The sequence below is a fragment of the Nitrosopumilaceae archaeon AB1(1) genome (assembly GCA_033471095.1).
GTDB lineage: Archaea > Thermoproteota > Nitrososphaeria > Nitrososphaerales > Nitrosopumilaceae > Nitrosoabyssus > Nitrosoabyssus spongiisocia.
In genome coordinates this window covers 454,622-469,949 of sequence record CP136752.1, presented here as the reverse complement: position 1 = coordinate 469,949, position 15,328 = coordinate 454,622, and the positions used below count along the sequence as shown (strand labels likewise).

Genomic DNA, 15,328 nt, shown 5'->3' with positions numbered 1-15,328 from the left:
AGATATTTTTCTTGAATTACTTTCATGCCTAAATTACTAGTAGCATTAACTGGAATGCCTGGTTCTGGCAAATCAACAATAGCCCAAGGACTGAAACACAAAGGATATCAAATTATCAATATGGGAGATGCAGTTCGAGCTGAATGCAAGAGGCGAAATGTCTCACCTAGTGGTGAGAATCTCGGACAAATTATGTTGGAATTAAGAGAAAAACATGGCATGGCTGCAATAGCAAAATTAATTCAACCTGATATACAAGATTCCACTTTTGATGTAATTATTATAGATGGAATACGCTCCAACGAAGAAATTCAAGAATTGAAAAAAACACATCCTTTGAGAATGCTCTCTGTTCACGCATCCACAGATACACGTTTTACTTTTCTCAGTAAGCGAGGCAGATCCGATGATCCAGATACTAGAGACAATTTTGATCAACGTGATACACGAGAACTTGGAGTGGGAATTAGTAAACCTATTGCGCTCTCTGATGAGAGTATATCCAACAATAATCTTAGTATCGAGCAATTAATTACTAAAGCTGATGAAATTATTAAATTTTGGATTCAATCATGATCATTCCTGACATTAGTTGTAAAATTCATGTGAGCGCACAAATACATCCATCTGAAGATCCAGAAAAAATAAAATCTGCAATGTTAAATATTGTACCATTCATTGATGTTGTCATTAGTGAAGGTATGATTCATGGTCATTCTACAGATATTCATTCACTAGGAAAAATTCATGAATCTATACAATCCAAACAGACTAGTTCTGCATACAAGAGACAATTACAAAATAATTCAAATGATAACCAAACATGGATTTATCTAAATAAACAGGCAGCATTTGTAGATAATATTGCATTATGTAAGGAAGAAGATGAATCTCCACTAGGCCCAATTCAGATAAACATAGATTCTAATGATATACGTTCCTTAATTGGTTGGATGATTTATGGTAATAATTATAATGATATAGATTTGTAAATAAAATTTTCCCTTTTGTCATTTTTTTTTGCACTCCTATATAAAAGGTAAAATACATAATGTATTCTATGATACTGAAACTAATCATAGCAGGTGCTATAGTTGCAGGAATTTACATTCTATTCTCAACAGGAATTCAATCACAATTCCCTGAATCTGCACCACTCTTTGAGACAATTGAATATGAAACAACAGAGCTTAGAAAAAATTTAACTACACTTGCATCAGAGACTACAAATAGTTTGAGAAATATTGGTACGGAGAGATTGAGTTCTGCAGAGGACAGAATAAAAAATCTAGTTAATGCTACACCATAATTATTCATTTGATATTTTTATCTCCAAGTAATCTTCTGCTGCCACTACTGATTCATGTTCGGCCTTGGCTTCGGATACTAATTCTGATACATCAGTATATCTAGTTGAAAAATGTGTAAGGATCAAATGTTTTACCTGAGACTTTTTAGCTAAAATTCCTGCCTCTTTTGCAGTAGAGTGACCTGTCTCTTTTGCACGATCCTCATTTTCATCACTAAATGTAGATTCAAATATTAAATAATCACATTTTGAAAAAAACTCTTCCAACTGTTTAGTGGGTCTAGTATCCCCAGAGATTCCAATCCTAATTCCTTTTTTTGTAGGTCCGACCAACTCTGATGATTTTATTAATTTACCATCAACCTCAATGTCCAAACCACTCTTTATCTTTCCGCGTACGACTCCATCGGGAATTTTCATCTTGTCTGCTTTCTTTGCATCAAATGATCCTGGTTTGTCTTTTTCGATAAATAGGTATGAATATGCTGAAACAGAATGTTCTGCAGCACAACATAGTATATCATACTGCTTCTCTGAATCAACTAATTCATCATTTATCTCTGAAATTATGATGGGGAAACTAGGATTAAAATTTAAAACAGTAGTGTTTGATTTTAAAAAATCAACAATTCCAGTTGGACCGTAAATCTTGATCTCTCTGCTTCTACCTCGTAATGCCATTGTTTGTAATAATCCTAGTAATCCTATACAGTGATCACCATGCATATGTGTTACAAAAATCTTCATTTTTTTATTCCAGCCTAGACCTGAATTTTGTAATGCCATTTGTGTTCCTTCACCAACATCAAACATGATAATTTCTCCTTCTCGTACTAGACACATACAGCTCATACCTCTATGTTTTGTTGGCTGCGCCGCAGATGTTCCAAGAAATACTAATTTCATATGATACCCACAAACTCCAAGTTGTTTTTCTTTATAAATATCAAATTATAATGATTCATTTCATGTAGCATGATTCACAAAGGTTCTTTTTAAACAATAAAAACTGCTTCTTTTGATATCTACATTTTTTACAAATTGTTTTTTCACAATTTTTGCAAACAAATCCATGACTATTAAATAATTTTGGTCCATGTACTATACTACCACAATTATTACATAATAATGATTTTTCTTTTATTTTTTCATCACATAAATTACATTGATACAAATCAGTTGATAATATACTAATTTGTGTATCATTTTGCAATATAGTACAGTTGTATTTTGTGTTTTTGAATTTGAGAGCTGACTTTACAATGTGGTATGTAGACATGTTTAACATCATGGATAGAGATGTTTCTCTTTCCGGGTTTGCAATTTTTATAATATGTCACGTTGTTTCTTCCAGTATATCTGATGGTTTTAGAGTAATCATGAATTATCTGCCTCTTTGCATGCTCTATCAGACTGGTCTGATCTAAATTGAAATCTGTTCGTGATGTAACTGATGATAGTTGTACAACATCCTCAGAATTGATTAATACCGAGCTTGTTAAAAATGAAATAGTCTCCTCACCAAGTTGTAAACCATTTGCTGCATCAAGAATTAAGATAAAATCATTCTTGTGTATTGAATGAATCACACCTACACTAGTACCTGAAATCTTGTTTTACACTAAATTTTATCTTATAGTGAGCTACTAGGACTATTTGACTTAATTCCAACTGTGCAATTTCGTATGCAGATTGTGGCCAACTCTGTAACTTTTCAAATATGTTTTGAAATTTACGTTTCAACTCTGTATCATTCGCAATAGGAAAACTATACACAATCGTATCTGACATACTAGTTGAAATATTTATTTTAGCTTTTACTGCTAGAGCAACAAAATTCAGAAAATCAACTAATTCCATAGTAATACCCTGTGATGTAAGTAATTCAGCATGCTCAATTGCTTCTTTGGAAAATTTACCACTTGTAATTAATATGCCTTTTTTTGCATGTGAAGAGATTACTGCTGAATGTAATTTTTGTACAACTGGTCTACCAACCGTAGAATTTGGCTGGTGTTTACATTCAACTATAATTTTTTCATCATCTACTGAGTGTAAAATGAGATCCCGTCCACCATCACCTACTCCTACAATATTCTCTACTGCATATCCGAGATTCTTGAACATCTGTTCACAGAGATCCTCAAATTCAAGTCCATCTAATGTATCGAGGTAAACTGTATCGTGCATATTCGTTGATTAGTAATCAAACTCCTAATACATTTTGTTAATAGTTGTAGGGCTAAATATGATTATACAATACAAAAATCAATGATAATTGCGATTGAAGGTGGGGATCAGGCAGGAAAAAAAACCCAATCTGAATTATTATCTGATGCTTTGAATCAGATGGGGAAAAAAACCCAATTATTCAGCTTTCCAGATTATACCACACCATTAGGCAAAGAAATAGAAGCTTATCTGTCAGGTAATAGAAATTACAATCATAAAACAATTCACTGTCTGATGTCTGCTAATAGATGGGAATGTCTTGATTCATTGCAAAAAGCAGAACAAAAATCAATCGTGATAATAAATAGATACACACTATCAAATATTGCATATGGTATGGCAAATGGATTGAAAAAAATATGGTTGGAGAATCTTGATGATGAATTACCTATTCCCGATATTACGATTATTCTAGACATATCTCCAAAAAAATCATTTGAGAGAAAAACAATGAATCGTGATTCATTTGAAAAAGATGAATCATTTTTAAATCGAGTATCACAATATTATCGTGATCTAGCTGAAAAAAATAATTTTCAAATAATAAATGCATCTAACGATCCAAAAATTGTTCATCAAGATATAATGAAATACGTTAAACAACAGGTGTTGTGAAATGAAAAAAGATATTGATATAGTAGATCCAATACATCACTTTGTACGAATTAATGAAACAGAACAACAACTAGTCGATCATCCGATATTTCAGCGATTGCGTCGTATCAAACAACTCTCTTTGGCATATTTGGTATATCCCGGAGCGCAACACACTAGGTTTGAGCATTCACTCGGTGTTATGCACATTGCACGTCAGGCAGGGGAGCATCTGTTAGAGAATGAAATTATAGACAAATCTAGTCTAGATGACTTGAGTGTATCTGCATTACTACACGACATAGGGCATGGTCCTTTTTCTCACACCTTTGAGCATATCAAAAATGTTCCATCACACGAATCTATGACCGAGGAAATCATTTTAAAAACTGAGATTGGAGATATTTTAGAGAAATACTCATTTAATAAAAAACAGATTGCAAAATTTTCTACAGGGCATTCTACAAAAAATAAATTCCTCAATGAAATAATATCTGGTTTTATGAGCGCAGATACAATGGATTACTTGTTGCGTGATGGGCATTATACTGGAGCTGAACATGCACGAGTAAATTATACACGTATAATACGTTCACTTGGAGTGTATAATGATAAATTAGTACTTGATAGTTCAGCGTTACACTCTCTTGAATCTATTATGAATTCTAGATATCAAATGTTTCAAGCAGTATATTTTCATAAAACTATAAGAGCTGCAGAAGTGATGCTACTACACATAATACAAATTACAAACAAATATCTACACTTGTCAAATTTGAGTCTTGATGAATATTTAAAATTAGATGATATTACACTTTTTTCACAGCTATTAACGTTAAATAAATCTAAATCATTAAAACCGGCCAGAGACATGATAGACGCATTTACAAATAGAAAACTCTTAAAATTAATACATGAATCACATAAAATTTCAGACAAATACAAGGCACAGAAACACTTTGCAAAAAAATTCAATATACCAGAGAATGAAATATTCATAGACTCTGTATCTACATCATCAATCTCTCTGTCTCCACTAAAATCTGAATATGTGACATTATTCACTAAACGTGGATTGGAACAAAAACTTGACAAAGTCAAAGTATTTAGCTTGTTACCTGAATCTTCTAGTAAATCTATCAACATACTACGTGTATACACAACTGCTCATCATCGCCAAAAACTGAAATTATAGTATAATTTACTTGAATCATATTGAAAACAATCGTAATCAAACTCTCTGGTAAAATATTTGGGATGGAAAATACAAAAACTCTCAAAGATTATGCAAGATTTCTAGCTCTGTATAGTAAGCGTTACAGACTTGTTGTGGTTGCCGGTGGTGGGAAAATTGCTAGACATTATATCACACATGCTAGATCCTCTGGAGCTGATGAATCTTCATTAAATCAATTGGGAATTGATGTATCTAGACTTAATGCACAATTACTAATTTATGCATTAAAGAATAAAGCCTATCCGCATCCACCTACTACTTTACATGAAATAAAGAACGCAGTTGATGGCAGACAGATAGTAGTTACAGGTGGATTGCATCCTGGNACAGGTACAAATGGAACAGCAGCATTGATTGCTGAGAAAATTTCTGCATCTGAATTTATCAATGCAACTGATGTTGATGGAGTATATGATTTAGATCCAAACAAATATCCAAAGGCTAAAAAATTTAGTCGAATTAATATTAAAGATTTGAAAAATATATTAATTCACGAAGATTCTATGGCAGGAGGTTATGATCTTATGGATATAGTTGCTTTAAAAATAATAGAGCGTTCACAAATTAAAACTAGAATTGTAAAAGCTGATCTTAAAATTCTAGAAAAAGTGATTACTGGTAAATCTACAAGTGGAACAATAATTACTCCAACTCAGAAATGACATCATATTGTTGTGTCCATATATTTACACGATCCTTTGTGAATTTTTCCATTCCAGTATCGCGTAATTTTTTATAAAATTCTCTACATTCACCCTCTTCAAGTGGTTTGGACTGAGCTTTTGTATATCCATCCTCGTCTACAATGATTACCACAAAACCATCATCTGTGTGGATTATCGTGGTATATTCTGATTCCCCAACAGGGCTAAACTCTCCATCTGTCTTCTTTACTGTTAATGTCAGCATAGCGAATCCTGCCACATCAAATAATCGCATCTGAGATTCATTAGCTCGCCTCTTTCCAATCTTTACGGCCTCAAAGTACTGCATAGTATAATTATTTACATCATAAATATAATCTGTTTCTTAACATTTATTCAATGGCATGATTAATCATAAATCATGAATCGTAAAATATACGTTGGTGGAACTGCAATCGTTTTAATTGCAATTATAGGTATATTTGCCTTGTCTAATTCTCCTACCATACAATTATCTAATGATGGGAGAACTGTAGGAACCATTCAAACTGGTGTTGTACCATTGGAGCCTTCTATTTCTGCTATAGAGATTGTAGAGATTACTGAAAAAAAAACATATATTAATTTAAAGATAGATGTCACAAACAAAAATCAACGCTCAATCATTTTACAACTAGTATTATTCAGTTTATATGATTATGATAATGATAAATTAATCACTAAAGGACAAATTGGTGAGCGAGCAGATGGAATGGTTGTGGGATTTAACTTTTTTACTGTTTTGAGTAATACAACAATTACACTTACTGAAAAAATTGTTTTAAGAAATGATGACTTGGATGACGAATTTTTGGAATTATTAAAATCAGATGACGTCTCTTGGCAAGTTGTAGGGAATTTGATATATAATCTTAGTTCTATGACTATGGGCGGAGAAAACGAGGCTGAATTTGATCTCAGATACTAGTCTATCATAAAATACTAGAATTATGTTTAAATCATAAAACCATACTATATGCACTAAAGTTATATATTCACGCTATGCTGAAAACAAAATATGGCAGAAGCAGGAATAGCAGCATATGGAGCAGCATTAGGTGTAGCAATAGTTTTGGCTATTGTGACATTTGCACTACGTGGTAAAGGTCATCCAGAACCACTAGAGTAATCATATATCTTTATGTTTAATTATCTTTAGATAGATAACTTTTTTACTTTTTTGTATTATCTTTTTAATTTATTATGATTATTTGAGCCCAATCATCTCTTTCAAAGAGACCGAACGTCCAATCTTTTTATCAATGAAACACCGGCTATAATATTGACAATCTGAACATTCTGGGGATGGTTCTAATATTGGTAATTTCTTTGTCTGCAATAAATCAGTTAATACCTTTGCTCTACGAGATGTCTCCTCAAACATCTTTGTATTTTTACTAAGAGAAAATGATGTCTCTTGACGGTCACCTGTAAGATATATCAAGATAGCATCCATTTTATCAAAGATCCACATGCAACCATTAAGATATAAGATATCTGAGCCCATTGGGGATTCAGGTAACTTTTCTGTAAATCTAAATAGTACAATGGTGTCATCAACAATCATATCAGAACTTCCAACTAAATTTACCCCTTTGATGTCATACTTTCCTTCCTCGGTTCCATATTGCATTTTTCGTACCAAGCCACTAAGTAAATCACTGAATTTATTATAATCTCTCTCAATTGGATCTATTCTATTATAGTATGATCTTCGAAGACATGAAACAACTTCGTGTAGTTGAATATTTTTAAAATCATTTTTATCAAATTTGGGCTCAATTTCTCTGCCAATGGATTCTATAGCGCCTTTGATTACACTGCGGTAATCACGATCACCCATCAAACTTGATCAACCATATCTGTCATACTGCGTGTAAGGAATCTTGAAATCCGTCCAGAAAAGATCAATGTTGTAAAGTGTGTAATCACACCCAAAATTATCCCTAAAACCCAATTTCCAGTAAGATGATGCACGCCAAAAATAATTCCCAATACTGGGAGTGTAAAGATCATTGCAAGTATACTGCTTACCCAAATTACCCCAATAAAGCTGACATCATTTTTCTTGGGTTTTTTTGATATTTTGATCATTATTCATTCACTATGATCTTTGCCATCGTTGTCTCTGTAGGTATGCCATGTTCTACGGCAAATCCAATTGCAGAGATGTTACGTATCTCATAATTAGTTAGTTTGGTAATTCCTATGCTAGTTCCAAGACTAAACATCCTTGTGAAACTAGCAGATGCCTCCTTGTATGCAAGTAAATCCATAGAGCGCTCAAATGCAGATATTGCATCAATCTCATTTTCTGTTTCCGGTATTATCCCTTTATAGCTTGAAGTGGATAATTCATCAAATGCTTCTTTGACAGAATTGGAATTAATCATTCTTCCTAATAAATCCTTCGATACCCTGGATGTTTGTGAAATAATTAAATCTTGTATCTGAGTGGTATCTAATTCCCAAAATTTACCACGTAGTATACTTAGTAGATTGTAAAAATCAATATCAATTCCTACAAGTCTTGTCATGTCTCTGTCTGCAGAATTTCTCAGAGAAGTTGCTAGATGACTAATTATTGTTTTATCAAAATATGTATCAAATATTTGGATATTGTTATTTTCTTGATATAATGCTGCGGCCTTTGCTACATCTTTACCAAATATTGTATCTGAAAGACTAGATACTGTCTCTTCTAGATCCTTAGTTACAAGAGCTTTTACAACCACATCTCGTTGTCTAATTAATTCCTCTGCATGTAAATTTACACGCGATTCAATCTCTTGTTGTGATTTTTGTAATACTCTACCTTTTAAAATTAATTTTAAATTTCTAATAATAAATTTCATAAAATATGCATCTAATACTTTACTATCAGACGTCTTTGCGATGGAATAATGGATATCTGCTAGATGACTTTGTAGTGCATACTCAATCTGCTCAGAATTTGGAGTCTTCTCTAGTCCCTCCATAGCTTGAGAATAGTTTGTATTTCTGATTCTAGTGATTAATTCTTCTAGGTCTCTGGATTCGGCAAATGTCTGCAAATCGTTCTTTGAGAGTAATTTACCTTTCTTACTGTATGCCTTTACTGTTGCAAATAGATGTGAATTTGCCATATGTACAATCCTTACTGCAACGGATTTTAATGTTTATGTGAATAGTGTTAATATTCTGCTAGTTTAGCATTCTACTTAGTTTGTGTCTATCTTCATTAGACATATCTGAGCATCCTTTTATAATTTCTTTACATATCTGAAATATAGAATTCTGAGCCATATCCATAGAATTAAAATCTAAAGGTGATAGTTTTTTAAACTTGCCTGCAAAATATTCTTTAACATACTCTTCAAACATTATAGAGATTAGATTTGGCATATTTTTTGCAATTAGTAATAGAATTTCATCATATTCTGATTTAGACACTTTGAATATTTTCTTCAACAAACTTGACTTGTCTTTCAACTCTCTTAGTGATAGTGCTACTATCATACCATCTAATGTTAATTTGTAATATGATACACCATGTTCTTGCATGGCTTTCGGTCCACGTTTTAGTGGTAATCGTCCTCCTTCCTCTACTAATCCTTGTGGAATTAATACCTCATCTAGATCATGATAGATTCCCGAGTAGACATTCTGCCATGAATTATCCCCCGCTATTATCTGACTGATCTTTCTTCTAGTTGTATCTGGTTTATTTTGGGTTGCAAGAATCGTTACTATCGCCCTCTCCCTCTGCGCCTCTCCAGTTAGGTCATTACTCTTGGTTTTGAAAGTATTAAAGAGAGCAAATTTCTGCTTTTTCATGCTCACATTCTCATAATGTATTTTATAACTTTTATGATACTATCATAATATTGTATATAAAATAACATTGATTTTTTTAAATAATAATATCTTTATGTTTAATACAACCTATTCGTTTTTCTAGAATAATGAGAACAAAAAACCACAAGTATGCTCTATTACTTGTGGCAGCAATAGCCGCAACAGCGACTGGTGCCTTATCACAAGCATATGCCCAGTCCATAGACGACGGACTCGATGGACACGTAAAGGGAACTAGTGGCATCTATACTGGCAATTCAAATGAATGTTGGTATGACGATGGCGAAGGTAACATGCTACCATGTCGAATAGACACTGGTGATACAGCATGGATGCTTACAGCAACATCACTAGTTTTGTTTATGACTCCAGGAGTTGCGTTTTTCTACGGCGGTCTTGCAAGATCCAAAAACTCTATCAACGTAATCGGTATGACATTTGTAATTATGGGTATTATGGCTTGGCAATGGGTTGCTTGGGGTTATTCCTTAGCATTTGGCCCAGTACCAGAAGATAATCCCGCAAATCTTTACATGGGTTCCTTAGACTATGTTGGATTCAACATGGTATCACACTATGCTCCGCTAGGTGAACCAGGCGCCTGTACTGATACATGGTCTGCTGCATATCAAATGCAAGTATTCCCTGAAGATGAAATCTGTAGCGTTAGTTGGCCCGGAACTGTGCCTCATGCACTGTTTGCAGCCTTCCAAGGTACATTCGCAATTATTACACCTGCACTAATTGTAGGTGGACTAATTGACCGAATGAAATTCAGCGCTCTAGTAATCTTTGTCTTATTATGGGGTACCTTTGTGTATGATCCAGTTGCCCATTGGGTATGGGGAGGCGGATATATTGGTGGCGGATCTCTAAATCTCAATCCAAAATTATCACCTTCATACGCACTTGACTTTGCAGGTGGAACTGTTGTACATATTACATCAGGATTCGCAGCATTGGCAGGAGCTCGAGTACTCGGTAGACGACTTGGATACGGCAAAGTTCCTATGGAACCACACAACGTTCCCATGGTTGTACTCGGAGCATCCATTCTTTGGTTTGGATGGTTCGGATTCAACGCTGGTAGCGAAGTTATGGTTGATGGCATTACAGTAAGTGCTTGGGTAGTTACAAATACTGCAGCGGGAGTTGCAGCTACTACTTGGGTGCTTATGAGTTGGGCCTATACTGGAAAACCAAGCATTGTAGGCGCAGCAACAGGTGCTGTCGCCGGCTTGGTGGCAATTACGCCAGCTTCCGGTTGGGTAGGTCCTATGGCCTCTATTATCATAGGTATTGCTGCAGGTACCGTTTGTTATGGGTGCGTTGCATTCAAGAACGCACGCAAATGGGATGATGCACTAGATGTATGGGGAGTACACGGCATGGGTGGACTTACAGGAGCAATCCTGACAGGTACACTTGCCAGTCCTCACATATGGGATACCGGAGACGGTATTGGTGCATGGACAGGAACACCAGAAGGCTATGAACAACAAGCTATCAGCGTTATCGCAGCGTTGATGTCAGTTGCTTATGCATTCGGTGTTACAATTGTGATCTTAAAGATCATGGATGCTGTCTGGCCCGGAGGAATCCGAGTTACACCCAAAGAAGAAGAGATCGGACTCGATCTTGCACAACACGGTGAACGAGCATACGTTAACGAATAAACTTTCTAAATTTTTTCTCTTTTTTTGATACCACTTGAACGGTCGTTGCCACATGTGTATTTTTGATCATCTTCGTTGAGAAATACTGTATTGTATATCTAAACTATAACAATCTAATACATCTTCATATATCAAAAAATTCTATACATAATACATGCTTGAACATCCAATACATCTAACTGATTCTCTAAACAAATCAGATCTATTAATCATAGATACACGTTCCTCAAAAGAGTACGCCAAGGGTCACATACCAAACTCTGTAAATCTAAATCTATTTGCGCATCACTGGATAGATACCACTCCTCAGGGAATAGAGTCATTTAACAGACAACTAGTAAGACTATTCTCCTTTACAGGTTTATCTGGAAAGAGAGTGATATTCTATGATAATGTATCTGGAATGCTAGCATCTCGTGGTCTATGGCTTGCGCAATACATGTCGCATGATAACTCTGCACTACTAGATGGTGGCCTGCAACATTGGATATCATTGGGACTTCCATTAGAGACTAAATTTAATCACTCACAACCTGTACATTTCAAAGGAAAACCAAATGATTCCATCTTAACTGGATACAAGTATATCTTGGATAACTTGGATAAACTATTTCTCATAGATGCTAGAGACAAACAAGAGTATGATGGTATTATTCGAAGAGCGTCTAATCGAGGTCACATACCAAATGCAATAAACGTAGATTGGACAGAAAATCTAAAACTTGATGGAACACTACAAGATAATGATTTCATTAATAATCTCTACGACACTTCAAAGAATACAGAAATTGTAACTTATTGTCATGGGGCATATCGTGCGGCAAATACTTTTGTTACGCTAAAGAAAGCCGGTTATAAAAATGTCAAAGTATATCTTGGTTCTTGGGGAGAGTGGGGAAACATTCCACATCTTCCTGTGTCTATCTAGATTTCCACATTAATTTGGTATAAACTGTTTCTGGTGTAATCTCATTGAATGGTGTAGCACCACCTTCATACCATTTTGTAAAGTATTCATAGAGGTGAAGCCTTAAAGTTTGAATATACACGATTAATCCCTCGATCATCATTATTCCAATGTTTCCACCAACAATTAATACTACAGCTCCAATAGATTCTGCTCCACCTAGAGACTTGAATGCATTATTAACAGTAAGAAGTAATGCGGCGTGCACTAGTAACATGATTCCAATTCGAGCATAACTAATTGTATGTGCAAGGGCTTCAGTAGTCTTGCCAAGTAGTGTCTCCATTACAATACTTGCCGGATTTACTGCTGAATTGTGCTTTTTTGCATGTAATATTCCGCCAACTATCAAAACTACAATAGATCCTATTGCCCCAATCACAGCTATTCTGGTAATTATCCAAACCTTTGCCCAGTCTCCTAGAAATATAGTAACCCACGGAACATTTTCTTGATGGCTCTGTGAATACATACTTATCACATCATAACTAGAACCAATCGCACACATCATAATTGCTACAATGGATATGTATAACGTAATACTTGGAATTCCCTCTACCAATACAGCTAGTTTATCTCCTCTCTTCATCATACCACGTATGCGTAATCCCATTGCAGCTAGTAGATGAATTATTCCAAGGAATAGTGAAACCTTTAGTATGTTAACCACTTGTTCAAAGTTTAATTCTGAAACACTAATTGCACCAACAAGCCATGATACAGAATGCAACGGTCCCCCTTCATGTAACAAATTTTCAAATGGTTGTATATGATCTATATGAAAACCAAATACCTCTCCGGCCCCTACTCCTGATATTGCAGCTGCGGCTCCGGATATTGCAATTAACATTCCCCATGTGGATAATGTTCCCTGACCCTTAAATTTGAACAATAATCCCATACCCATTAATAATAACCCGTGACCTAGATCTGCAAACATGATTCCATAAAATATTGGCCAGACAAGTGCAATCATGGATGTTGGGTCTGGTTCACCGCGTTTTGGTAGCCCCTGACTCTTTGTTATTACCTCAAATGTCTTTACAAATCTTGTATTTTGAAATAGAGTTGGGCGCTTACTCAATTCTTCAGGATTAGTAATCTCCTCAGTTATTGATACCCATTCATCTGTAATTCTCTTGAATTCATTCTCCATATTCTCTGGAATGTATCCTTGAATCACAGCAAAGTTTTTTGTTCCTCCAGGCTTTCGAAGAGTCTCAAGAACATCTTTTACCACACTAGATATTTCATGAAATCTCAACAAATCCCCTCTTACTTTCTTACCCAAAGAGGCAATCTCTTTTGTTAGTGTTTTTTGTTGAGTTGATAATTCTTTTATTTTTGTTTCACAAATTTTGTATGCCTCACTAGGAATTTGTGGCATATCTTGAGGAATTGAAAATGAATTTGTATTAAAATTTTTCAATACTTTAATTATTCTCTCTGATTCATTAATGTCTGATATTATAACAACTGCGCTCTTTTCTTTATTATTCAAATCATATCTATACATTACAACATCTTGTAGAGAATTTTCAATCTCAGAATAATCTTTTGTATTTATTATAAACATATCTGTATAAAAATGACTCATACTAGTTTGATCTATATTTACATCAAGTAATTTTACAGCTTGCAGTCCGGCCTGTATCGTTGTATGCTCTCCCAATGACTGTCTAATCTTATTTAATTTATCCAATTTTTTCTGTACATCTTGAATAAGAGGTAGTTTATTGTGTAGATCATCCAACATATTTTCAATATCCTTCAACTCATAATCTCTTGGTTTAATTGCTACTCCCTTGAACATAATCTCTAAAATTCCAACTCGCAGTGGTATGTCAAGACCTTTTATTACTTGCTCAGCTGATTGATGTAGTTGTTGTGCTCGTAATAGTAAATCATCAATACTCGGTGTTATAGTCTCATTATTCGTATCAATCTTGTGAAACCACTTGAATTCTGCTAGACGTGAAATTACACGTGCAACATCCATTCTGGCTGTTATGATCGTTCCAATCTTTAATTCTCCGACGGTCACTGTAATTGAAACCATTTTATTGATATTTTAAAATCTTTGTATATTGTGAAATTAGTAATTAGACACACCTAATGTCTTGATTTATCATACGCCGAATCACTTACATAAACTCATATATCGTCTATTGTGGGCTGAAATTATTAAGTATATTATGGCTATCAATGAAAAACTAGAACAGAGTATAGACAAGGTAATTCGTACCTACAACACCAAGCTTGTGTCCGAACTACAGTCTACTTTGGACGAAACACAACGAAATTTGGATGACTCTGTCGTCACGCTTGAACAAGAATATGATAAAATTATATCTGATGGAAATAAAGAGGCAGACAAATTGAAGCGCCAACTAGTTGGAAGCTCTGATCTTAAAATCCGTAATCAACAACTTTTACTAATACACGAATCAATAACCAAAGTATTTGATGAGGTTGTATCTAAAATTAAGACTATGCCACACGACTCATCTTATGAATCTCTACTTGTTGCATTAATTAAAGAATCTATTACCATGTTGGGAACTGAAAATATTATAATATCTACCAACGAGAAAGATAAAACCTTGGTTGCTAAAATTTTATCTAACATGTCTGGACCGGAGATGTCTTCAGATAGTATAGTTTGCATGGGAGGTATCCGTGCAAAATCAAAAGATGATACTATGATATTTGATAATACAATTGATGCTAGATTAAAACACATGAATCCTTTAATTAGGAAGAATATTACGGAAAAATTCAGGTTGGAGTAGA

General features: G+C 34.4%; 19 protein-coding genes. 10 read left to right on the top strand and 9 right to left on the bottom strand.

The genetic code is table 11. The features are described 5' to 3' along the window. The first annotated feature begins 24 nt into the window (after positions 1–24). From R1F52_02810 to R1F52_02800, 3 genes are all read left to right on the top strand, one after another. Positions 25–576 (top strand): AAA family ATPase, encoded by a 552-nt coding sequence (locus tag R1F52_02810; GenBank protein WOV93574.1) that lies wholly within the window; start codon positions 25–27, stop codon positions 574–576. Continuing rightward, a complete protein-coding gene (locus tag R1F52_02805) occupies positions 561–992 on the top strand; it encodes an RNA-binding domain-containing protein (GenBank protein WOV93573.1) in 432 nt (143 codons plus the stop codon). The genes R1F52_02810 and R1F52_02805 overlap by 16 nt, the downstream gene beginning before the upstream one ends. Positions 993–1,060: 68 nt before the next feature. Next, positions 1,061–1,309, top strand: coding sequence for a hypothetical protein (locus R1F52_02800; GenBank protein ID WOV93572.1), 249 nt, complete (start codon positions 1,061–1,063; stop codon positions 1,307–1,309). On the opposite strand, the gene rnz is transcribed toward R1F52_02800, so the two are convergent. From rnz to R1F52_02785, 3 genes are all read right to left on the bottom strand, one after another. Further along, positions 1,310–2,215: a ribonuclease Z gene (gene rnz / locus R1F52_02795; GenBank protein WOV93571.1), complete on the bottom strand. Its 906-nt coding sequence runs from the start codon at positions 2,213–2,215 to the stop codon at positions 1,310–1,312. Between the two features lie 296 nt (positions 2,216–2,511). Beyond that, positions 2,512–2,898 (bottom strand): hypothetical protein, encoded by a 387-nt coding sequence (locus R1F52_02790; GenBank protein WOV93570.1) that lies wholly within the window; start codon positions 2,896–2,898, stop codon positions 2,512–2,514. Positions 2,899–2,905: 7 nt separating this feature from the next. Further along, positions 2,906–3,499: a restriction endonuclease gene (locus tag R1F52_02785; protein ID WOV93569.1), complete on the bottom strand. Its 594-nt coding sequence runs from the start codon at positions 3,497–3,499 to the stop codon at positions 2,906–2,908. Positions 3,500–3,580: 81 nt separating this feature from the next. On the opposite strand from R1F52_02785, the gene tmk reads away from it, so the two are divergent. Genes tmk through pyrH form a run of 3 tightly spaced genes read left to right on the top strand, consistent with a single transcriptional unit; the run spans position 3,581 to position 6,034 of the window. Next, positions 3,581–4,156 carry a dTMP kinase gene (gene tmk / locus R1F52_02780; protein ID WOV93568.1) on the top strand — a complete coding sequence of 192 codons (576 nt, stop codon included), beginning with the start codon at positions 3,581–3,583 and terminating at the stop codon, positions 4,154–4,156. A gap of 1 nt (position 4,157) precedes the next feature. Next, entirely contained in the window at positions 4,158–5,330 is a 1,173-nt protein-coding gene (locus tag R1F52_02775; GenBank protein ID WOV93567.1) for an HD domain-containing protein, read from the top strand. Positions 5,331–5,350: 20 nt separating this feature from the next. After that, a complete protein-coding gene (pyrH, locus tag R1F52_02770; protein ID WOV93566.1) occupies positions 5,351–6,034 on the top strand; it encodes a UMP kinase in 684 nt (227 codons plus the stop codon). Here pyrH and R1F52_02765 read toward each other — a convergent pair. Further along, positions 6,015–6,365: a hypothetical protein gene (locus R1F52_02765; protein ID WOV93565.1), complete on the bottom strand. Its 351-nt coding sequence runs from the start codon at positions 6,363–6,365 to the stop codon at positions 6,015–6,017. The two genes, pyrH and R1F52_02765, sit on opposite strands and share 20 nt — an antisense overlap. 72 nt (positions 6,366–6,437) lie before the next feature. Here R1F52_02765 and R1F52_02760 point away from each other — a divergent pair, with 72 nt between their 5' ends. Further along, positions 6,438–6,983 (top strand): hypothetical protein, encoded by a 546-nt coding sequence (locus R1F52_02760; protein WOV93564.1) that lies wholly within the window; start codon positions 6,438–6,440, stop codon positions 6,981–6,983. Between the two features lie 279 nt (positions 6,984–7,262). Here the strand turns inward: R1F52_02760 and R1F52_02755 are convergent, their stop codons facing one another. From R1F52_02755 to R1F52_02740, 4 genes are read right to left on the bottom strand one after another with little or no spacing between them, the layout of a single operon-like run. Continuing rightward, the gene (locus R1F52_02755) at positions 7,263–7,898 is read right to left on the bottom strand and encodes a hypothetical protein (GenBank protein ID WOV93563.1); all 636 of its coding nucleotides are present in this window, start codon (positions 7,896–7,898) and stop codon (positions 7,263–7,265) included. Continuing rightward, entirely contained in the window at positions 7,898–8,149 is a 252-nt protein-coding gene (locus R1F52_02750) for a hypothetical protein (GenBank protein ID WOV93562.1), read from the bottom strand. The genes R1F52_02755 and R1F52_02750 overlap by 1 nt, the downstream gene beginning before the upstream one ends. After that, positions 8,149–9,180, bottom strand: a complete 1,032-nt coding sequence (locus R1F52_02745) for a V-type ATPase subunit (protein ID WOV93561.1) — start codon at positions 9,178–9,180, stop codon at positions 8,149–8,151. Before R1F52_02745 ends, R1F52_02750 begins: the two co-directional genes overlap by 1 nt. 58 nt (positions 9,181–9,238) lie before the next feature. Further along, a complete protein-coding gene (locus tag R1F52_02740) occupies positions 9,239–9,871 on the bottom strand; it encodes a hypothetical protein (GenBank protein ID WOV93560.1) in 633 nt (210 codons plus the stop codon). A 128-nt stretch (positions 9,872–9,999) separates the two neighbouring features. On the opposite strand from R1F52_02740, the gene R1F52_02735 reads away from it, so the two are divergent. Both R1F52_02735 and R1F52_02730 read left to right on the top strand, forming a co-directional pair. Further along, complete coding sequence (locus R1F52_02735) at positions 10,000–11,568, top strand: ammonium transporter (protein WOV93559.1); 1,569 nt, start codon at positions 10,000–10,002, stop codon at positions 11,566–11,568. A 154-nt stretch (positions 11,569–11,722) separates the two neighbouring features. Next, positions 11,723–12,496 (top strand): rhodanese-like domain-containing protein, encoded by a 774-nt coding sequence (locus R1F52_02730; GenBank protein ID WOV93558.1) that lies wholly within the window; start codon positions 11,723–11,725, stop codon positions 12,494–12,496. Here R1F52_02730 and R1F52_02725 read toward each other — a convergent pair. After that, positions 12,489–14,594: a V-type ATPase 116kDa subunit family protein gene (locus R1F52_02725; protein ID WOV93557.1), complete on the bottom strand. Its 2,106-nt coding sequence runs from the start codon at positions 14,592–14,594 to the stop codon at positions 12,489–12,491. The two genes, R1F52_02730 and R1F52_02725, sit on opposite strands and share 8 nt — an antisense overlap. 136 nt (positions 14,595–14,730) lie before the next feature. Between R1F52_02725 and R1F52_02720 the strand changes: the two genes are divergently transcribed. Continuing rightward, on the top strand, positions 14,731–15,327 hold the full coding sequence (locus tag R1F52_02720; GenBank protein WOV93556.1) for a V-type ATP synthase subunit E family protein: 597 nt from the start codon (positions 14,731–14,733) through the stop codon (positions 15,325–15,327). Position 15,328 lies beyond the last annotated feature (1 nt).